Source organism: Ruegeria sp. J8 (assembly GCF_056531925.1).
Map to the genome: position 1 here is coordinate 22,672 of NZ_JBQFMR010000013.1, position 20,044 is coordinate 42,715.

Consider the following 20,044-nt stretch of genomic DNA (forward strand, 5'->3'; position numbering starts at 1 on the left):
AGTCCGAATAAGCACAGCAAGATTCACCTGCCAACACACCCCCGGAGAGGTTGCAAAACCTATTTATTACAGTGCCTTGCGTAACGACCTGGGGGACTGCGTAGGAAATTCATAGAAAATGCAGGTTTTTTGGACGGAAATCCTAAGTATCTGATTTTACGCTATTCTTTTTTCAAGAATTTTTCCCAGGCAACCATCATCTTACGGCGGCGCTCCAAGGCATCCGTTCTGCGGTAGGCGCGCACAACCATACTGTCTACATTATGCGCAAGTGCCAGTTCCGCCATGTGGTGATCGTAACCTTCCTCAGCCGCCCAATCGCGGAAGGTGGAGCGTAGCCCATGCGGAACGGCAGGTGATCCGCTTTTGGCGTCAAAATAGCCAGGGCCGTCTTTTGCGAGGTCAGCCTTGTGCATCTTCCGCATGACGGAAGACAACGCCATATCTGAAAGCATGCCGCCCTTGGCTCCAAAGAACACGTAGGGCGAGCCTTCGAGCCGAGGAAGCTCTTTCAGCATAGCAATCATGGAAGGGGTTAGCGGAACGCGATGCTGCCGCCGCGCTTTCATACGCGCCGCCGGTATGGTCCAGTGACCCGCCTCAAAGTCGACTTCATCCCAGACCATGCCTCTTACTTCGCCGGATCGCGAGACCGTAAGAGCCGCAAATTGTAGCGCCTTGATCGACATACCGTCCCGGCTTGAAAGGTCAGCCCACCAGCGCCCGATGTCATTCTGCGCTAGCGCAGGGTGGTGCTTCACGGTCGTGACCTTACTTGGCTTAGGCAGGACTTCAGACAAGTTGCCTTTCCACCGCGCCGGATTGTCGCCAAAGCGCAATTCGTTCACGGTTGCCCAGGACAAGACCTTTTCGATGCGCCCGCGTAGGCGGCTGGCGGTTTCAGTCTTCTCTTCCCAGATCGGTTTAAGAACCGAGACAATGTCAGTGACCTCGATAGCTGCCACTGACCTATGGCCGATCACCGGTATCGCGTAGGTGTCCAATGTCGCGCGCCATTGTTTCTTGTGCTTTTCGCTGCGGAATTCCGCGAGTTTGGCTTCCAAGTACTTTTCAACAACGCTGGTAAAGTCCGTGTCCATTTTGGCTTTGCGCTTTTCAGCCAGGGGATCACCACCCAGATAGGCCTTTCGCTTGTTCTCAACCGCTTGTTCTCGCGCCATCGACAATGTGACTAGAGGGTAGTTCCCAAGGCCGATTTCACGGCGCTTACCAGAGATCATCATCCGCTGGACCCAGTACTTGCGACCCTGTTTGTCTATTCTTAGAAACAAGCCATAGCGGCTGTTATCGAAGTATTTCCCTGGCTTGGTGATGTTCTTTACAAAGGCTGCTGTCAGAGGTTTGCCTGCTGCCATGAATCTGCTCGTTCCGTATTTTTGTCCGTCACTTTATCCCCCATTTGATGCTGGATTTCACCGGAACTCACAAGACCTCATTGGATGCTAAAGCGGAAATTAACTGTTTAAAATATTGATCTTATGGGCATCCCGTGGATCACATCGGATCACTGCATGGCTGCCTGTCTCTCCGCCACAATCCCCCAATTCTCGAACCTCAGATATACCCCCAGACTGTTTTGGCCCGAGGCGAATTTCTCCTTGGACCTTAGGTCGCGTGCTTGCTGGTTTGTTGTCTGAACGTCGCATAGTTTGACCGCTTCAGATAAATAACCGCTTTTGTCGCAAGTTGGGCGCAATGCTGCCATATCAGTCGGGCATCGGGACATCGTTGTGTAGTCCGAAACGGCAATGTGACAGATCGGTAACTACAGGCTGAAATCTGGCGTGTTTGCATTAGCGGTCGTTTCGGCTTGAGATATCAAGGGTAAGGACCCGAAAACTAGGAGTTGACCGGCCTCGCATGGCGGGGTTGGGATGTGCATAAAACGAGTAGGGCAATTTGCCTGCGGAGGTTAGATGTTATTGTCTGTTGTTGTCCCTTGCATGAACGAAGAGGACTCTCTTCCCATGTTGGTGGACCGTCTGATCGCTGCGACCAGGGCCTGGGCCTCGGAGGTTGAGATCGTGCTGGTTGATGACGGCTCAACGGACAAGACCTGGGACGGCATTTGCGCACAGGCGGATCGACATTCATGTGTGCGCGGCTTGAAGTTGTCGACCAATCGCGGACATCAGGTAGCACTGACCGCAGGTCTGATGGCAGCCAAAGGCGAGCGGATTTTCATGCTGGACGCGGACTTGCAGGATCCGCCGGAATTGCTGTCGGATATGATGGCGTTGATGGATCGTGGGTATGATGTGGTCTATGGTCGGCGTAGTGAGCGCAAGGGCGAAAGCTGGTTCAAGAAGATGACCGCGCACGGGTTTTACCGCTTACTGAATCGCCTGTCCGATGTTCCGATCCCGAATGATACGGGCGATTTCCGGCTGGTCAGTCGCCGCGCGCTGGATGCGGTTTTGAACATGCCCGAGCGATCTCGGTTCATTCGCGGCATGTTTGCCTGGGTCGGGTTTCGCCAGATTGGCATTGAATACATCCGCGACCCCCGCGTGGCCGGTGAGACTAAATATCCGATGTCCAAAATGATTAGGCTGGCCTTTGACGCTCTGTCCAGCTTTTCGATTAAGCCCCTGCAAATCGCCACGCGCCTTGCGTTTCTGACCCTGATCATTGCGGCCTTGATGGCCGTTTATGTGTTCTGGTCCCTAATCCTGTATAGCACTGTGGCTGGTTGGGCCTCGACCGTTCTGGTGATCAGCTTCTTCTCGGGCATTCAACTGCTGACGCTCGGCATCATCGGTGAGTATCTTGGTCGCCTTTATGTCGAGGCCAAGGGCCGCCCGTTGTATTTTGTCGATGAACATGTCGGGCAATCCACGGATGTCTCGGTTAAGGACGTATCAAAGCAGGCATGACCGATACACGTCGCATATTCCGCTTTGCGGTCGTTGGTACAGGCGTGGCTGTCTACTATTTCCTGACCTATCTGGGGCTGTTGCGGCTTGTCGGCTCACCTTGGATTGCCAATGCGCTGGCTTTTGGAACCGCGATCTTGATCCAGTATATAGGTCAGTCTGTCTGGACCTTCGGCAAGCCCGTCATGGCGCCGGCTCAGTTTGGTCGGTTCTTGTGCATGATCGGCATCGGACTTGTCGTTTCATCAACCATTACATGTGTTTTGGGGCCTCGGTTTGGACTGTCTCAGCCGGTCACCGCCGGACTAGTAGTCATCGTCCTGCCTGTCATAAATTTTGTGATCCTGCGGCTTTGGGTCTACCGCGAAGAAAAGTCACTTTGAAAGAGCAGCTATGTCTCACATCTATTCAAACGAGTTCTTTGATTATATCGACCGCGGAGCCCGCGAATCCGCTGTCCGGCTGATCCGTTGCCTTCAGACATGGGTCAAGCCAGACAGTGTTGTCGATTTCGGCTGTGGCCGAGGTGTCTGGCTGTCGGAATGGTCCGCGGCGGGATGCCCGGATATCGCCGGTGTAGACGGAGACTATGTTGATCGTGAGCGTCTGGCCATTTCACCGGATGCTTTTTTTGGAAAGGACCTAACTCAGCCCGTCGATCTTGGGCGGCGTTTTGGTCTGGCCCAATCTTTAGAAGTCGGTGAGCATCTGCCGCATGAGGCCTCGTCCAGTCTTGTGCAAAGCCTGACAGCCCATAGCGACCTTGTGTTGTTCTCGGCGGCGGTCCCGGGGCAGGGCGGAGAGTTCCATATCAACGAGCAACCTTTATCGTTCTGGCAAGGGCTGTTCGAAACGCAGGGGTACACGGCCTACGATTGCCTGCGCCCAAAACTGTTTTCCGACGGGGCAATCGAGCCCTGGTACCGCTACAACAGTGTGCTTTACGCCAATGCGGCTGCAGCAGCGTCCTTACCGCCAGAGGTTTTGGCAACAAAGGTTGCACCCGGAGCGCTGCGTGAGGTTGGAACCTTCGGTTGGAACTTGCGAAAGATGATTGTCCGGCGACTGCCATTGCGTACGGTCACCGCAATCGCGCAAGCCCGCGCTTCAATTGTCGCACGGTCTCATCGGAGCAACTGATGACCGCACGTTCGGATATAACGCTGGTTTTCTGGCTGACGCTGCTTTGCCTCGGAACTCTGATGGCGACCTATGGGCCAATTCTGAGCGATCCATTTGTCCGTCATGACGACTTTCCCGCCTTGCTGGGCCATTTCGACATGGCTTATAGCAAAGCGCTGGATGAGGGGCGCTGGCTAAATTTCTGGTGGCAGTTTCGACCGTTCCTCTGGCCTGCACCGGTCAATTTTGCATTGTACCTTCTGGGTTGGTCGATCTTTTCTGCATGCACCGCGATCATAGTCCTTGGGCGCTCCATGCCTGCGTGGTTCTTGTGCGTCATGGCATTGTTCGTCGCGTTGTCGCGGCCGGCTTTTCTGATATCGTTCTGGTTCAACACTTTGCTGCCCGGTATCTGGGTACTAGCGTTGTTTTCACTGGCCGTAGTTTTTCTGTCCCATCGGGCGTCAGTTCTGTTGCTGATCGTGGCGGTGCCGCTGTCGTTTATGGCCTACACCACATACCCGTTCATGATGTTGAGCCTTGTTTTGCTGTCCCGAAAGGCGCCGCAAACCTATGTCAGTGCGGGCGTAACACTGGTGGTTTTTTTTGCGAGCCTCGCATTGGCCTTCGGTGTGGTCTACTCGTTGAATTTCCTGCATCACGGAGTGTTCGACATTCCGGTGGCCGAATGGCGCGACCCAACCGAGGTCAAGTCGATAAGCGATCTGGCATTGAACTATCAAAAGCTTAAACTGCACCTGTACGAAAACTTGCATCGCGTCGGCAGCGGGTCTTTGTCCAACGGGGTGTTTTTGATATCGCTCTTCGCGGTTTCGTGGCTTTACCTGCTTCGGCGTCAGCGTTATGTGGCAACGATTGTACTGGTCGCGGTTCTCGCCGGTTGTGGCCCTTTGTTCGCCAAAACGCTGACATCAGGTCTTAAGGTTCCGTTTCGGGCACTTGGTTGGAACTGGATTTTGTTCGGTTACACCCTGACAATGTCGGTGTTTATCCTTACGAACACATCCACCCGGTTGGCCAGCGTCGCGCGCATTGTGATCATGTGTGTTCTGTTGATCGCAACGATCCAATTCGGACGCATCACCTACGGCACCTTTCCTCTGTGGCAAAAAACAACGCGGGCTTTGGCGGATGAGATCCCAGACGGGATGAAGCGAGTGCAGCTTTATGGTAGTTACTACGGATTGGAAGGCGCGCGCGAGGCGTTCATTCAGTTTGATCGCGGATTGCGTCTGCGGTTGGAATATCTGACTGGGGCAGAGGTTGTATCGTGCGACACGACACCAGACGAATGTACGGATGCCAACCCGCCATTTGATCCGCTGGGCTGGACGCATACATCTTTAGTCGAAACGGATGGCACCGTGGCATTTGTCCTGCTGCCGAGTCCGCCGGTCGGGCCATAGTCTGGGCGTGGTTTAGGCAGGTTCGAGATTGCGTTGCGCTGATTCTCTGTCTCTGTCCCGTCGACGGTAAAAAACACATTTGTAACCTCAGGGCGAAGGATTTATGACCCTGACGCAAGGTGCCAGTTTATGCGGCCGTCGGCCATGGCGCGCCCCCTTTAGGTATCGGATCCAAATGATTGACCTGACTGACCACACCCCATTGCGCAAAAGCCGGAATTACTTGATCTTTCAGCACCCCGATCGGCAGGATGCCTTGTTGAAAGTCCGCGCGGATGTTCCTGTACGTGATCATTGGATTCCGCGCTATGCGGAATGGCGCTATGGCAACCTGCGCCAATGGAACCGCGAAGCCAACGAATACCTGGCCGCGCTGCATCGCGGCTGCCCCGAGATTGAACGTCTGGCCCATTTCATGGGGTATGCGCCGACCTCATTGGGGCCAGCGCTTGTTGTCGAGAAAATGACGGGACCAGATGGAGATCTGGCGCCGACAGTCTACAAGGAATGGATGTCGCTCAAAGAGGATCCCGCTGGACGCAAACGCCTTGGGGAAGAGTTCATGGAGTTGCTAGACGACTTGGAACGGGGGCGGATCATCGTCGGCGACATGAGCCACGAAAACATAGTGCGGGCCGAAGAACGCGGCGGCAAATTGGTGGTGATTGATGGTTTGGGCGAACGTGTCTTGTTTCCGCTGGCCTTGTTCAGCGACTGGGCATTTCGCAAGTCCATGCAGCGTCGTCGGGAACGGATGGGCAGCATGTTTGGAATTCGCTCTTAGGGCTGCATTTCTGCAAGGATCCCCGGATGCATGAGGAAAACAGGATCACGATCGGATTTCTGCTGTTTGACGGCTTTCCGATGGCCTGCCTGACCTCCGTCATCGAACCGCTTCGGGCGGCCAATGAAATCGCCGGGAAGCAAGCCTTTGGATGGGTGCTTGTGTCCGAGCGTGGGCAAAAGGTTCAATCCAGTGCGGGTGTGGGGTTTGAAGCCGCGCTAGCCCTGACAGGGTGCAAGGATATCGACATCCTGTTTCTGCTCAGCAGTCCGACATCCGGGTTTGCCGATCCGCGCACTGGAAACGGCGCGTTACGTGGATTTGGTCGGCACGGCACTGTCCTCGGCGGCATTAGCGGAGGCGTATTCCCCCTTGTTCGCTCGGGCGCGATGGTGGATCAGCCGGTCTCGGTTCATTGGTGTTATGAAGCGGCGTTCGAGGCTGAGTTTCCCGACATAGACGCGCGCAGTGAAGTGATTGTGCGCACCGATACGCGCTGGACTGCCGCGGGCGCGGCCGCTGGATTTGATCTGGCGTTGCACTTGATTTCAGACCGTCTTGGCAGCGAGATCGCGCATGAGGTCGCCTGCTGGTTTCAGCACCCGATGATGCGAGGCGCAGGGGTGCGTCAAAAAGTACCGGACACAACTGCACCTGGTTCAGGTGATCAACTGCCCCCGTTGGTTGCGCGTAGCGTTGAGCTATTTGCCGGCCATCTGAGCGAACCGATCTCGATTGCAGAAGTTGCCGGGCAGATGAGGGTCACGCCCCGCCAGATCGAGCGAGCTTTCAAACAGGCGACGGGTCAAAGCCCAAGCCACTACTATCGGTCTATGCGCATGAAAGCCGCGCGCCAGATGGTTATGTATACGAAAGACCCGATTGCACAGATTGCCGCTGCAGTCGGGTACAGCTCGGTCACGCCGTTGGTATCGCACTACAAAGCGGCCTTTGGGCTAAGTCCTGCAGAGGACCGTCGCCGGATCAACCGGTTCCGGGTCGAGGACAACGCGCCGTTGCCTTCGATCTGATTATCTTAATGGGCCGAACGCATGGCCGCCAGAACCGCATGGTGCAGCGATCCGGCCGATGATCTGGGACCATAAAGGCTGACATGGTCGGCGCTGCGGCACAGGATGAAACACCCGACGTGATGAACTGCGCCCCGCGCGACGTGACCGGACTGAAACTGACGTAGGTCCAGTTGGCATAGCAATTCCAGAACCGCGTTGATCCCGTCGCCCTGCAAGTCGAACCGCGCCCAGGCATCCGTCTGCTCAGTGACAGAAGCGACGGTTCCGACGGCGGTCTTGACGTAGGCGGCAAGGTCTTCTTGGGTGGAGAAGGGGGCTTCGATCATCCATTGGTCCGGGCCGGACCAGAAGGCGGTCACAGGGTCTCCGGCAAAACGCTGCACGGTCGGTGTTACGGTTCCGATAAGCCGCGCCACCTCATCCTGCGTTGCAGCCTCGTGCCCCAACCGGGCAGTGACTGAGGCCAACGCCACATCTGGGACTTCAGAACATGTGACCGAACCGACCGTATCCACGCGTGGCGCGGCCCCGCCGAGGGCGGTTATTGCAACAAGATCATGCACGCAGTCGTTCTCCTTCGGGGTCAACGAAATGAGCCGAGACAATTTCGACTTCGACATTCAATTCGGTCAGGGGTGACACAAGGCGCATCTTCTCGCCCATCCGCGCGTCGCCGCGTTTCAGCAGGCCCAGCCCGATATGACTGTTCAGATTGGGCGAATAGGCCGCCGAGGTCACATAGCCCTGATCATGTGCTGCATCGACCGGTCCATCCGCATTCATCAAATGGCCGCCAGCGGTGATCTTGTCCTGCGGATTCACAGGCTTTAGCCCGACCAGTTTCAGCACATCCGGTGCGGTCAACGCTTCACGCTCGGACAGAACAGAACCAATGCTGTCTTTCTTCTTTGACACCATCTTGCCCAGACCAAGGTTCAGCGCCGTGGTGGTGCCGTTCAACTCATTGCCGACCGGGTGGCCCTTTTCGATGCGCATCACGCTCAGCGCTTCGGTGCCATAAGGGGTGACGTCAAACTCTGCGCCCTCTGTCATCAACCGCCGCATCAGCGCATCTCCATAGCGCGACGGGACGGCAATCTCGAACGCCAATTCGCCCGAGAACGAGATACGGAACAGCCGCGCCCGTAATCCACCACAGACGGTGATCTTGCCGCAGGCCATGAAGGGAAACGCCTCGTTCGAAATATCGAATTCCGGGTCCACGATCTTTTGCAGAAGCTTGCGCGAATTTGGTCCCGCCACCGCGTATTGCGCCCAACCATCGGTGGTCGAGATCAGCTGCACATCCATGTCCGGGAACAGGCACTGGCGCACGAATTCCATGTGGCGATAAACACTTGCAGCATTCGCCGTGGTGGTGGTGACAACGAAATGATCCTCGGCCAGCCGTGCGGCGGTGCCGTCATCCATGACCATCCCATCCTCGCGCAGCATCAGCCCATAGCGCGTTTTGCCCACTGCAAGCTTGGCAAAGCCGTTGGCGTAGACGCGGTTGAGGAACTCGGCGGCATCCGTGCCCTGCACGTCGATCTTGCCTAGCGTGGTGCAATCGCACACCCCGACCGAGGCGCGGGTTTGGCGCACCTCACGGTCGACGGAGGCGCGCCAATGCGTCTCACCGGGCAGGGGAAACCACTGCGCACGCAGCCAGTTCCCAGCCTCGACAAACACCGCCCCGCGCTCCTTGGCCCAATGGTGCGATGGGGTCAGGCGGGTCGGGTGGAAGTCCTTGCCCGTCATTCGGCCCGCGAAGGCACCGATGGGCACCGGGGTATAGGGCGGGCGGAAAATGGTTGTGCCGGTTTCGGGGATCGACTTGCCCGCAACCTCGGCCATGATCGCAAGGCCCGTGATGTTCGAAGTCTTGCCCTGATCGGTTGCCATGCCCAGCGTGGTATAGCGTTTCAGATGCTCGACCGAGCGGTAGCCTTCCTGATAGCTGAGCTTCACATCCTTGACCGTCACGTCGTTCTGCTGATCGACCCATGCGCGTTTGCAGCCCTGCACATACCAGAACGGCTTTAGCGCAATGGGCGCGTCCTCGGCTTCTGGCAGGTCGGGCAGGGTGGTCAGGTCCAGCGCGGCAGCGGCCGCTTCGGCTCCCGAGCGCAGTGCGCCATGGGTTGACATGACGCCATTGGCAGAACCCGCGACGGACATGCCAACCGGTAGGTTTTCTCCCGGAACGAAAGCAGCAAGGGCTTCGTTCCAAACAGGGCGTCCGCGTTGGTGGCAGGTCAGGTGGACATTCGGGTTCCAGCCGCCCGACACGCCCAGCGCGCCACAATCCAGTGTCCGGGTCGAACCATCGGGCAAGGCGACCTCGACAAAGCTCAAGCCCAGACGGCCCCTGGTGTTTATGACCTGCGCGCCTTTTAGCACCTCATAGTCATAGCTGAGGGGGGCATCTTCGCGCACATCGACCACGGCGGCGATTTTAACACCCTTGGCGTGTAGGTCATCGGCCGTGCGGTGGCCGTCATCATTGCTGGTAAAGATCGCAACCCGCGGCGAAGCTGTCACCGCAAAGCGATTGACATAAGTCCGCAGCGCGCTGGCGGTCATGATGCCGGGGCGGTCATTGTTTTCAAATGCAATGGGACGCTCGGTTGCTCCGGCACACAGCAGGGCCTTTTGGGTATAGATGCGCCACAGGATCTGGCGCGGTTTGCCAGCAGGCAGCGAGGGCAGATGATCACCCGTCCGCTCGACCGCCCCATAGATTCCATGGTCAAACGCTCCGATCACCGTGGTGCGCGGCATCAGCCGGACGTTCGGCATTGCCAACAGTTCGGCCACGGTTTGTGCCGTCCAGTCGGGGGCGCTGTGGTCGCCGACCGAGAAGGTCTCGCTGTTCAGGCGTCCGCCCAGCGTGAAATCCTCGTCTGCCAGTATGACATCTGCGCCAGCACGCCCGGCGGTCAACGCTGCCATCAGGCCCGCAGGTCCGGCACCGATGATCAGCAGATCGCAGTGACGAAACCCCTTGTCGTATTCATCCGGGTCCGCCTGCATCGACAGTGAGCCAAGGCCAGCAGCGCGGCGTATGATAGGTTCGTACAGTTTCTCCCAAAACGCAGCGGGCCACATGAAGGTTTTGTAGTAGAACCCCGCCGACAGGAAGTTGGAAAACAAGTCATTCACCGCAAGCGCATCGAACCGAAGACTTGGCCAACGGTTTTGCGAGTTTGCGATCAACCCGTCGAACATCTCGATCGTCGTGGCGCGGGTGTTGGGTTCCTTGCGGGCGCCTGCGCGCAGTTCCACCATGCCGTTGGGTTCCTCGGATCCCGCCGTCAGCAGCCCGCGTGGGCGGTGGTATTTGAACGATCGCCCGATCAGTCGCACATTGTTGGCCAGCAGCGCTGAGGCCAGAGTATCTCCGGGGTGCGCGGTATAGCTGCGCCCGTCAAAGTAGAAGTTCAGGGTCTTATTGCGGTCGATCTGCCCGCCGGTCAATCGGTTCGCTTGTGTCATTTCGAACGTCCCCGCGCGCAGGCCACATCGCGGGCCAGTTCAACCTTGGAAATCTCGTGGGTCAGAGTGTTGCGGGTGACAACTAGCCAAGACCGGTCCCCGGCTTCGTGATACCACAGCTCGCGGTGTTCACCGGCGGGGTTGTCGCGCAGATAAGCATAGTCATAGAACGCGTCGGCGGCATTCTCGGCCATTCCGTCGGGCCGGTCGATCAGGGATGCATCGCCCAGATAGGTGAATTCTGAGGCATCCCGGGGCCCAAGCAGAGGGTGGTTGATGATCATATCCCTAGGTCCCCTCTAGTGCAGGTTGGGCTGGTTGCCCGCGCCTTTTTCGTCGATCATCCGGCCAGTGAGGAACCGGTCCAGGCGATAGGCGGTGGCAACGGGGTGTGGTTCGTCTTTTGCCAGCAAATGCGCAAAGCAATAGCCCGAGGCGGGCGTGGCCTTGAACCCGCCGTAGCACCAGCCGCCGTTGAAATAGAGCCCTTGAACCGGAGTGCGGTCGATGATGGGTGAGCCATCCATCGACATGTCCATCACGCCGCCCCACATCCGCAGCAAACGCGCCCGGCCGATCATGGGCATCAGGGCCATGCCGCCCTCGCACACATCCTCGACCACGGGCAAGTTGCCGCGTTGGGCATAGGTGTTATAGCCGTCGATATCGCCGCCAAAGACCAGCCCGCCCTTGTCGGATTGGCTGACATAGAAATGGCCCGCACCAAAGGTGATGACGCTGGGCAGAACGGGCTTCAACCCCTCGGACACAAACGCCTGCAACACATGGCTTTCGATGGGCAGCCGCATCCCGGCCATGCCCATCACGCGGCTCGAGTTTCCAGCGACCGCACAGCCCACTTTGCTGGCTCCGATAAAGCCTTTTGAGGTTTCGACGCCCAAGCAGGTGCCATTTTCAATCCGCAGGCCCGTGACCTCGCAATTCTGGATTATGTCGACCCCGTGCAAATCCGCCGACCGCGCATAACCCCAAGCCACCGCGTCATGGCGGGCCGTGCCCGCGCGGCGCTGGACGAGACCGCCTTTGATGGGAAACCGGGCGTCGTCGAAATTCAAATAGGGATGTTCGGCCCGTACCTGGTCGGCGTCCAGCAGTTCCGCATCAGCACCGTTCAGGATCATCGCATTGCCGCGCCGCGTATAGGCGTCGCGCTGGCTGTCCGTGTGGAACAGGTTGATGATACCGCGCTGGCTCATCATGGCGTTATAGTTGACGTCTTGCTCCAGCCCCTCCCACAGTTTCAGCGAGAATTCGTAGAAGGGCTCATTCCCGTCCAGCATGTAGTTCGAGCGCACGATCGTCGTGTTGCGCCCCACATTGCCGCCCCCGATCCAGCCTTTCTCGACCACTGCCACATTGCGCTGGCCGTAGACCTTGGACAGGTAGTGCGCCGTTGCAAGACCGTGACCGCCGCCGCCAATGATGATGACGTCGTAATGAGGTTTTGGGTCAGGCTCGCGCCAGACCGGTTTCCAGCCCTTATGGCCGGTCAGTGCCTCTTTGATGACTCGAAAGCCGGAATATCGCATGAATCGGACCTTTTTTTCCAGAATTCACTATTTTGGTGCGGTTGGGTATCCTCAGATGCGACATCGATCTGTCTGAATCAGACCCAAGTATCTGAATGATGAACCGATGGTGGGGGGTAACACTCAGGTTGCCTAAGGTTGTTTGCGGCCTCGCCAAACTCTCCGTCCTACTTCGACAGCAATCATAACATAAGTGCAGATAGCGCAGCTGTTGATGATGCGCTAAACCTGTGGAAACACAGGGAGAGCAGGCATGAAACTGAAGGCACCGAATTTCACAGCACCGGTAGATGCGGTCGTCCGTCAGAGCCTGCCTCCGGTCATCTGCTACCCGCCGGATAGTTTGCCGCAACCCGACATCGCCGGGCTGAAGGCTCTTCGACAGGGGGCGAAGAAAACGGCCGAGGCGACGGCGGCCCCGCGCGATGCAGTTTGTGTCGAGGTGCCCGCAGGGGCCTTTCTGCGCGTGCTTTCGGTGGATGGCCCACAGGTGGGCGATCTGAACATGTGGAACAAACATGACCTGACCGAGCGGTTTTATTCGGGTAAAACCCGCGCTTTGCACGGTACGCATTTGTCCACCGGCGACCGTATGTGGTCTAGCTTTCCCAACATGCGCCCGATGGCGACCATCGTCGGAGACACGCTGGACTGGTATGGGTTCGATGCCTACGGAGGATCGGTCCATGACGTGATCGGGACGCGCTGTGATCCTTATACGGGACGGTTGCTGTCGGGGGACGACTATCACTATTGCTGCCATTCGAACCTGACCCGCGCCTTGGCCGATCATTGCGACCTGCCGCTGCACGAGGCCGAGATGCATGTGCATGATGTGCTGAATGTCTTCATGTGTACCGGCTTTACCCGCGACACAGGGCAGTATTTCATGAAGGCCAGCCCGGTGCGCCCCGGCGACTATCTGGAATTCTACGCCGAGATTGACCTGATCGTGGGTCTATCGGCCTGTCCCGGCGGCGATTGTTCATCCGAGCATTCGTCAGACGTGGCCGCCTGCTATCCGCTGGTGATGGAGGTCTATGATCCCGGCGAGGATGTCCGCGCGGCCCATGTTCAGCCCGCGCGGTCCGCCTATGATCGGACGCACGGCACGGGCTAGGCGGTCAGGCGGCGGCCCAGACGGTCCAGCATCCGGCAACACAGGTCCAGCTGCTCGATCTCGACATATTCGTCGGCCTTGTGCGCTTGGGTGATTGAGCCCGGCCCACAGACGATGGCGTGAACGCCAAGCTGCTGGAACAGACCGGCCTCGGTGGCGAAGGCTACAGTGCCTGTGCCGTTGGCGCCGGTCAGTTCGGCCACCAATTTGCGGGCAACGTTGTCCTCCATCGGCTCCAACCCCTGAACTTCGGCGACGACGTCCTGCGTGATGCTGGCTTCGGGGTGAACGGCCTGCATTTCGGGTAGTAGCGTGTGGTTAATGTAGTCGCTGAGCGTCTGGTTAACGAGATCGGCGTCGCTGGCCTGAACCGGGCGCATTTCCCAGCCGATCTCGGCCTTGCTGGCGATCACATTATGCGCGACGCCGCTATTGAAGAACCCGACATTGATCGTGGTCCATGGGGGTTCAAACGCGCTGCCCGCCGGTGCGCGCGATTTCAAAATATGGCGCAGTTCAAGCAACTTGCCCACATAACGCGCGGCGTATTCGGCGGCGTTTACACCGTCATCCGGGGCCGAGCTGTGACCTTCCAGCCCGGTAAAGCGCGTGGTGTATTCAAAGCAACCCTTATGGCCTTCGATCACCCGCATTTCGGTCGGTTCGCCGATGATGGCAATGTCGGGCACGATGCCGCGTTGGGACAGGTCATTGACCAGATTCTGCGCGCCCAGACAGCCGGTTTCCTCGTCGTAGGTAAAGGCGAAATGCAGCGGTTGGGTCAGTTTTTCGACGTCCAAAGCTTCGGCAAAGGCGAGCGATGCCGCGATGAACCCCTTCATATCGCAGGTACCCCGCCCATACAGTCGCCCATCTCGTTCAATCATCTCGAACGGGTCTGAGGTCCAGTCCTGATCGGCCACGGGCACGACATCTGTATGGCCGGACAGCAGGATACCTCCGGGTATGTCAGGCCCGAGTGTTGCAAAGACGTTGGCCTTCTTGCCCGTCGCATCGCGCGTTTCGATACAGCGTGCTCCCAGGGCTTCAAGCCGGTCGGTCAGATAGCGGATAATCTCAAGATTGCTGTCGGCCGAGACCGTCTCAAACGCGATCAGATCGGCTAGAATGTCTTTGGTTCTTTGAAGGGTCATGGTTTCACGAACAGCTTTCTTGGACGGTTGCAGAGACATTCGGCGGGTCCGGTTTCGGTGATCAGGATGGTCTCGGTGATCTCAAGCCCCCAGTCGTCCATCCAAAGGCCGGGCATAAAGTGGAACGTCATGCCGGGTTCCAGCACGGTTTCGTCTTCCGCGCGCAACGATATGGTGCGTTCCCCCCAATCGGGCGGATAGCTGAGGCCCACCGGATAGCCGCAGCGCGCACCGCGCTCGATTCCGGCGCGTTCCAGCGGAGCGGCCAGCGCAAGGGCGATGTCGCGGGCCTTATTGCCCGCACGGGCGGCATTCAAACCTGCCTCAAGTCCCTCCACCAGCGCGGCTTCGGCCCGTTGCAGGTGGTCTGGGGGCTGGCCCAGAAAGACTGACCGGCAGAAAGGTGCGTGATAGCGGCGATAGCAGCCCGAGAGTTCGAAGAAGGTGCATTCCCCGGTTTTGAATGGCGCGCCGTCCCATGTCAGATGCGGGGCGGCGGCATCAGGCCCCGAAGGCAGCAGGGGCACTATGGCGGCATAATCGCCCCAATCCTCACCCACGCCCGAGATCGCATCGTGGTAAATCTGCGCCACCAGTTCGTTCTTGCGCAAGCCGGGTTCGATCCGTTCTATCACCCCATCAATCACATGTTCCGAAATCCGCGCAGCTTTGCGCATCTGGGCGATCTCTTCACCGGATTTCACGGAACGCTGCCAGTTCACCAAAGCGTTGCTATCGACCAACGTGGCCTGAGGCAATTCTGCGGCCAAAGTAAGATGCGCCTTGGCCGAGTAATAGTAATTGTCCAACTCAACCCCGATGCGGGCGCGTTCAAGGCCGCATTCCAAGATCAGGCGGGAAAGGTCTTGCATCGGGTGCCGCTCGGTCGATTGAACATAATTATCTGCATAGCCGTGAATGCAGTCATCGCTCATCCAGACCGTGCGCCGCGCGCCGTTGGCGTCCTGATTGCGGCCCCACCAGATTGGATCAGTATCGTGTAGGACGACGACGCCCTGATGCACGTAAAAGGACCAGCCCTCATACCCGGTCAGCCACGTCATGTTCGACGGGTCCTGTACGAACAGCGCGTCCAATCCGGCGTCAGCCATGGCCGCACGCGTCTTGGCAAGCCTGCGATCGTATTCGGCGCGGGTGAAGGCCGGATTGGCATGGGGCATGAGGCGCTCCTATCGCGATGGAGTTTCCGTTGACAGAACGGGACGAATGCAGTCACGTCAATGGGCAACTCAGGAAAGACACCCCAGTGAAGATCACCCTCAATCCCCATCGCGGCGGGCAGAAACTCGCCGGCTCTGCTCCGTACCCTTCCATAAATGCTGCTCGTGTAGCGGATCTTCTGGCGCAATGTCCGGCGGCGGGGGAAACCGCTTTGGTCGATGCCAAGGGGCTGGCCGATGTGGCGAATCTGTGGGTCAAGGACGAGCGCGGACGCATGAATCTTGGGTCGTTCAAGGCCCTTGGCGCGGCCTATGTGATTGCACGACATGCTGCGGATGTGTCGGATTTGCCTGCCGAAACAACGCTTAGCGGGCGGACCTATGTCACCGCCAGCGCCGGAAACCACGGGATGAGCGTCGCCGCCGGGGCGCGGATATTCGGCGCGGATGCGGTCGTCTATATCGCCGAGACCGTGCCCGAAGGCTTTGCTGACCGCCTGAGGGCGCAAAACGCAACGGTCGTGCGACACGGCGTGGACTATGCCGCCAGCATGCAAGCTGCTAGTCAGGCCGCGCAGGATAACGGCTGGACATTGCTGTCCGACAGCTCGTGGGAGGGGTATTTTGAACTGCCCCACACTCTGATGGAGGGCTATCTTCAAATGGCGGCCGAGGCCGTGCGTCAATGCCCCGAGGTGCCGACGCATATCATGCTGCAGGCCGGTGTTGGCGGTTTGGCGGGGGCGGTCGCCGCCTATGCCCGGAATGTTTGGGGCGATGCGCCCCGGATTATCGTCGTCGAACCCGACGCCGCGCCCGCCCTGCAAGCGAGTATCGAGGCCGGAGCCTGCGTCTTTGCCGACGGCCCGGACAGCATCATGGGGCGATTGGATTGCAAAGAGCCTTCGCTGATTGCTTTGAACGGATTGGCGCGGGACGCCGATGTGTTCCTGACTTTGACGGATGATGAGGTCGCGCAACACCTGCCCGCGATGTCGGAGGCCGGTGTGGCCACAACGGCATCTGGCGGGGCAGGCGTGGCCGCCGTCATGAACCCGGACGTTCGCGCCGAACTGGGTATCGGTCCCGACGCACGGGTCCTCTGTTTCCTGTCCGAGGTCGCGGAATGAGGGGGTTTGACACCGCCGAGTTTCAAGCGCGGCTGACGCGCGCGCAAGACAGGATGGCCGAAGCGGGCCTGTCTGCCTTGCTGCTGACCACTGAGCCCGAGGTTCGGTATTTCACCGGCTACTTGACCCGGTTCTGGGAAAGCCCCACGCGGCCCTGGTTTCTGATCGTCCCGGCCAGCGGGAAACCTATCGCGGTCATCCCCTCGATCGGGGCTGCTTTGATGGGCCAAACCTGGGTCGAAGATATCCGTAGCTGGAGCGCGCCGGACCTGTCGGATGACGGGGTCAGCCTGTTGGCCGAGACTTTGAGTGAGGTCACTCCGGCTGACGCGACAATCGGCGTGCCGGATGGACATGAAACTCATGTCCGGATGCCTATGGCGGACTTGCTGCGGCTTCAGACGCAATTGGGGTCGCGGAAAGTCTCGGGCGATGCTGGGATTCTGCGAACCCTGCGCATGATTAAATCCGAAGCCGAGATATCCAAGATCGAAACCGCCTGTGCCATAGCCGGGCGCGCATTTCAGCGTGTGCCCAAGATTGCCGGGCGCGGGGTCTCGATTGATCAGGTCTTTCGCCAGTTTCAGATGCTGTGCCTTGAGGAAGGCGCGGACTGGGTACCTTACCTTGCGGGCGGGGCCGAGCAGGGTGGCTATATCGACGTCATTTCACCCGCTCCGGAAAGCGAGATGAGTGATGGCGATGTTCTCATGCTGGATACCGGTTTGGTGTGGGATGGGTATTTCTGCGACTACGACCGCAACTGGGCGGTCGGCGCGCCCACGGACGCGGTGCGCAGGGCCTATGCGGCGCTAATCGACGCTTCGGACAACGCATTTCAAATCGCGCGCCCGGGGGCCACTGCGTCGGACCTGTTTCATGCTATGAATGACGTTCTGTCCCGCCACAACGCCGATACCGGGGCCGGAAGGCTGGGGCACGGGCTGGGGATGTCGCTGACCGAATGGCCGTCATTGATCCCGTCCGATCACACGGTGCTTGAACCCGGCATGGTGCTGACGCTTGAACCGGGCATTGCGGTTGGCGGCAAAATCCTAGTGCATGAGGAAAACATCGTCATCAATGACGGTGCGCCGCGCTTCCTCAGCCCACGCGTTGGGTCGGAGTTGCCTGTGATATGAGTTACTTACCTTACGAACTGGAACCAGACGATCCACAGGTCACACCGATGGGTCTGATCGTTCTGCAAACGGATGAAACGATCGAACCCGAGTTCAACGCTTATTTCTCGGACCGTCGCGCGCCGATTTACGTGTCCAGAATTCCCAGCGGTTACGAGGTGACAACCGACACCCTGTCGCAAATGGAGGCCGCATTGCCCGCAGCGGCGGATCTGTTGCCGAAGGCGAGGCCCTACAAAGTGGTTGGCTATGGGTGCACCTCGGCTAGTTCCGTGATTGGCTCGGCTGCCGTTGAGCGAATGGTGCAGAAAACTTGTGCTGCTGCGAGGGTTACGAATCCGCTGCGCGCAGCGTCTGCTTGCGCTGCGGACAGGGGGGTGTCCAAGTTTGCGCTGTTGTCCCCGTATATCGAAGAAGTGAACGAACCGTTACGCACAGCCTTTGCTGAAAACGGGATTGAGATGGGTGTTTTCGGCTCGTTCGGAGAAGCCGAGGAAAGCAAGGTCGTCCGAATCTCACGCGAGTCCGTGGTCGAGGCCGCCGTGCGGTTGGGAGCTGATTCGGCAGTTGAGGCTGTGTTCCTAAGCTGCACGAATCTAAGAACTTTCGATGCGATACCTGAGATCGAAAATCGGCTGGGAAAACCTGTTCTGTCCAGCAATCAAAGCCTTGCGTGGCATATGCGGCACCTGAATTCAGCCTGAATTTCAGGCGGCTGGCGGCGTCATTGACATACTGCTGACATATTTTGGTTGCGCGACCTGTCCTGCTTGTCCTTAAATGGTTGGCGAAAGGTCTTTGAGATCCGGATAAACCGGGCAAGCAAGGACAGACAGGGGAGCCAATTTGGTAATGTCAAATGACGCAGCGTTCGTCGAGTTTCAACGTGTCCAGAAATCTTATGACGGCGAGATCCTTGTCGTAAAGGATCTGAACCTTTCACTTCCAAAAGGTGAGTTTCTGACGATGCTTGGCCCGTCGGGCTCGGGCAAGACCACGTGTCTGATGATGCTCGCCGGGTTCGAGACGGCCACACATGGCGAAATCATGTTGGACGGGCGTCCTATCAACAATATCCCGCCGCATAAGCGGGGCATTGGGATGGTGTTCCAGAACTACGCACTGTTTCCGCACATGACTGTGGCCGAGAACTTGTCCTTCCCGCTGGAAGTTCGCAAGATCGGCAAGTCTGAGCGCGAAGAGAAAGTCAAACGGGCGCTGGATATGGTGCAGATGGGGGCCTTTGGCAGCCGCCGCCCTGCGCAATTGTCCGGTGGTCAGCAGCAGCGGATCGCCTTGGCGCGCGCGCTGGTGTTCGAGCCCGAGCTGGTTTTGATGGATGAACCGCTGGGCGCGCTGGACAAGCAGCTGCGCGAGCATATGCAATTCGAAATCACGCGTCTGGCGCATGAGCTGGGTATTACCACGGTTTACGTGACCCACGACCAAACCGAAGCGTTGACGATGTCAGATCGTGTTGCCGTGTTTGATGACGGGCGCATTCAGCAGCTTGCCCCACCTGATCTTCTGTATGAAGAACCCGAAAACAGTTTTGTGGCGCAATTCATTGGTGAAAACAACACATTGGAGGGCGTTGTTAAATCGATAGACGGCGACTCTTGTGTCGTGACGCTGGATGACGGATCAGAGATTGACGCCAAGCCAGTGAATGTCAGCGCTGCGGGCGAGCGGACCAAGGTCTCGATCCGACCCGAGCGGGTGGAATTCAATAAGGACCGTTTGCACGCGGATGCGCATACGTTGAAGGCCACTGTGAAGGAATTCATCTATATGGGTGACGTGTTCCGATTCCGCCTGTCAGTTGCGGGGAATGATGACTTTATCATCAAAACCCGGAACGCACCGGATGCGGTTCGCCTGTCACCCGGCCAGGAAGTCGAGATTGGCTGGCTGGCTCATGACTGCCGGGCGTTGGACGCCTAAGGCATGAAGACCCCGCACCATCGGGGAAAAGAACAGCCGGATTGCCCCGTGATCCGGTTCT

Annotated in this window: 18 protein-coding genes; 11 read left to right on the plus strand and 7 right to left on the minus strand. The window is 58.3% G+C overall.

Features of this window, described 5'->3' with window-relative positions; translation table 11 throughout:
- Nucleotides 1-161: 161 nt before the first annotated feature.
- The gene (locus ACR0L1_RS21025) at nt 162-1,376 is read right to left on the minus strand and encodes a site-specific integrase (RefSeq protein WP_170566637.1); all 1,215 of its coding nucleotides are present in this window, start codon (nt 1,374-1,376) and stop codon (nt 162-164) included.
- A gap of 561 nt (nt 1,377-1,937) precedes the next feature.
- Here ACR0L1_RS21025 and ACR0L1_RS21030 point away from each other — a divergent pair.
- The 6 genes from ACR0L1_RS21030 to ACR0L1_RS21055 all read left to right on the plus strand — a co-directional run bounded on the left by ACR0L1_RS21030 (nt 1,938) and on the right by ACR0L1_RS21055 (nt 7,261).
- Nucleotides 1,938-2,897, plus strand: a complete 960-nt coding sequence (locus tag ACR0L1_RS21030) for a glycosyltransferase family 2 protein (RefSeq protein ID WP_480860657.1) — start codon at nt 1,938-1,940, stop codon at nt 2,895-2,897.
- On the plus strand, nt 2,894-3,280 hold the full coding sequence (locus tag ACR0L1_RS21035) for a GtrA family protein (RefSeq protein WP_480860659.1): 387 nt from the start codon (nt 2,894-2,896) through the stop codon (nt 3,278-3,280). The genes ACR0L1_RS21030 and ACR0L1_RS21035 overlap by 4 nt, the downstream gene beginning before the upstream one ends.
- Before the next feature lie 10 nt (nt 3,281-3,290).
- Nucleotides 3,291-4,037: a methyltransferase domain-containing protein gene (locus tag ACR0L1_RS21040; protein WP_480502930.1), complete on the plus strand. Its 747-nt coding sequence runs from the start codon at nt 3,291-3,293 to the stop codon at nt 4,035-4,037.
- The gene (locus ACR0L1_RS21045; protein ID WP_480860662.1) at nt 4,037-5,446 is read left to right on the plus strand and encodes a hypothetical protein; all 1,410 of its coding nucleotides are present in this window, start codon (nt 4,037-4,039) and stop codon (nt 5,444-5,446) included. The genes ACR0L1_RS21040 and ACR0L1_RS21045 overlap by 1 nt, the downstream gene beginning before the upstream one ends.
- A 175-nt stretch (nt 5,447-5,621) precedes the next feature.
- Nucleotides 5,622-6,230, plus strand: a complete 609-nt coding sequence (locus ACR0L1_RS21050; protein WP_170788580.1) for a YrbL family protein — start codon at nt 5,622-5,624, stop codon at nt 6,228-6,230.
- A gap of 26 nt (nt 6,231-6,256) precedes the next feature.
- A complete protein-coding gene (locus tag ACR0L1_RS21055; protein WP_170769556.1) occupies nt 6,257-7,261 on the plus strand; it encodes a GlxA family transcriptional regulator in 1,005 nt (334 codons plus the stop codon).
- A gap of 5 nt (nt 7,262-7,266) precedes the next feature.
- Here ACR0L1_RS21055 and ACR0L1_RS21060 read toward each other — a convergent pair whose 3' ends face one another.
- From ACR0L1_RS21060 to ACR0L1_RS21075, 4 genes are read right to left on the minus strand one after another with little or no spacing between them, the layout of a single operon-like run.
- Nucleotides 7,267-7,827 carry a sarcosine oxidase subunit gamma gene (locus ACR0L1_RS21060; RefSeq protein ID WP_480860663.1) on the minus strand — a complete coding sequence of 187 codons (561 nt, stop codon included), beginning with the start codon at nt 7,825-7,827 and terminating at the stop codon, nt 7,267-7,269.
- Nucleotides 7,820-10,762 (minus strand): sarcosine oxidase subunit alpha family protein, encoded by a 2,943-nt coding sequence (locus tag ACR0L1_RS21065; RefSeq protein ID WP_480860665.1) that lies wholly within the window; start codon nt 10,760-10,762, stop codon nt 7,820-7,822. Before ACR0L1_RS21065 ends, ACR0L1_RS21060 begins: the two co-directional genes overlap by 8 nt.
- Nucleotides 10,759-11,046, minus strand: a complete 288-nt coding sequence (locus ACR0L1_RS21070; RefSeq protein WP_170788584.1) for a sarcosine oxidase subunit delta — start codon at nt 11,044-11,046, stop codon at nt 10,759-10,761. The genes ACR0L1_RS21065 and ACR0L1_RS21070 overlap by 4 nt, the downstream gene beginning before the upstream one ends.
- Nucleotides 11,047-11,061: 15 nt before the next feature.
- Nucleotides 11,062-12,312, minus strand: coding sequence for a sarcosine oxidase subunit beta family protein (locus ACR0L1_RS21075; RefSeq protein WP_170788585.1), 1,251 nt, complete (start codon nt 12,310-12,312; stop codon nt 11,062-11,064).
- 253 nt (nt 12,313-12,565) lie between these two features.
- On the opposite strand from ACR0L1_RS21075, the gene ACR0L1_RS21080 reads away from it, so the two are divergent.
- The gene (locus ACR0L1_RS21080; protein WP_170788586.1) at nt 12,566-13,432 is read left to right on the plus strand and encodes an urea carboxylase-associated family protein; all 867 of its coding nucleotides are present in this window, start codon (nt 12,566-12,568) and stop codon (nt 13,430-13,432) included.
- On the opposite strand, the gene argE is transcribed toward ACR0L1_RS21080, so the two are convergent.
- On the minus strand, nt 13,429-14,625 hold the full coding sequence (gene argE, locus ACR0L1_RS21085; RefSeq protein ID WP_480860667.1) for an acetylornithine deacetylase: 1,197 nt from the start codon (nt 14,623-14,625) through the stop codon (nt 13,429-13,431). The two genes, ACR0L1_RS21080 and argE, sit on opposite strands and share 4 nt — an antisense overlap.
- Entirely contained in the window at nt 14,583-15,767 is a 1,185-nt protein-coding gene (locus tag ACR0L1_RS21090) for a M24 family metallopeptidase (RefSeq protein WP_480860669.1), read from the minus strand. Before ACR0L1_RS21090 ends, argE begins: the two co-directional genes overlap by 43 nt.
- A gap of 86 nt (nt 15,768-15,853) precedes the next feature.
- On the opposite strand from ACR0L1_RS21090, the gene ACR0L1_RS21095 reads away from it, so the two are divergent.
- From ACR0L1_RS21095 to ACR0L1_RS21110, 4 genes are all read left to right on the plus strand, one after another.
- The gene (locus tag ACR0L1_RS21095; RefSeq protein WP_480502923.1) at nt 15,854-16,897 is read left to right on the plus strand and encodes a pyridoxal-phosphate dependent enzyme; all 1,044 of its coding nucleotides are present in this window, start codon (nt 15,854-15,856) and stop codon (nt 16,895-16,897) included.
- A complete protein-coding gene (locus ACR0L1_RS21100) occupies nt 16,894-18,039 on the plus strand; it encodes a M24 family metallopeptidase (protein ID WP_170788589.1) in 1,146 nt (381 codons plus the stop codon). Before ACR0L1_RS21095 ends, ACR0L1_RS21100 begins: the two co-directional genes overlap by 4 nt.
- On the plus strand, nt 18,036-18,743 hold the full coding sequence (locus ACR0L1_RS21105; RefSeq protein WP_480860672.1) for a maleate cis-trans isomerase family protein: 708 nt from the start codon (nt 18,036-18,038) through the stop codon (nt 18,741-18,743). The genes ACR0L1_RS21100 and ACR0L1_RS21105 overlap by 4 nt, the downstream gene beginning before the upstream one ends.
- A 148-nt stretch (nt 18,744-18,891) precedes the next feature.
- Nucleotides 18,892-19,983 carry an ABC transporter ATP-binding protein gene (locus tag ACR0L1_RS21110; protein WP_170784616.1) on the plus strand — a complete coding sequence of 364 codons (1,092 nt, stop codon included), beginning with the start codon at nt 18,892-18,894 and terminating at the stop codon, nt 19,981-19,983.
- Nucleotides 19,984-20,044: the final 61 nt, after the last annotated feature.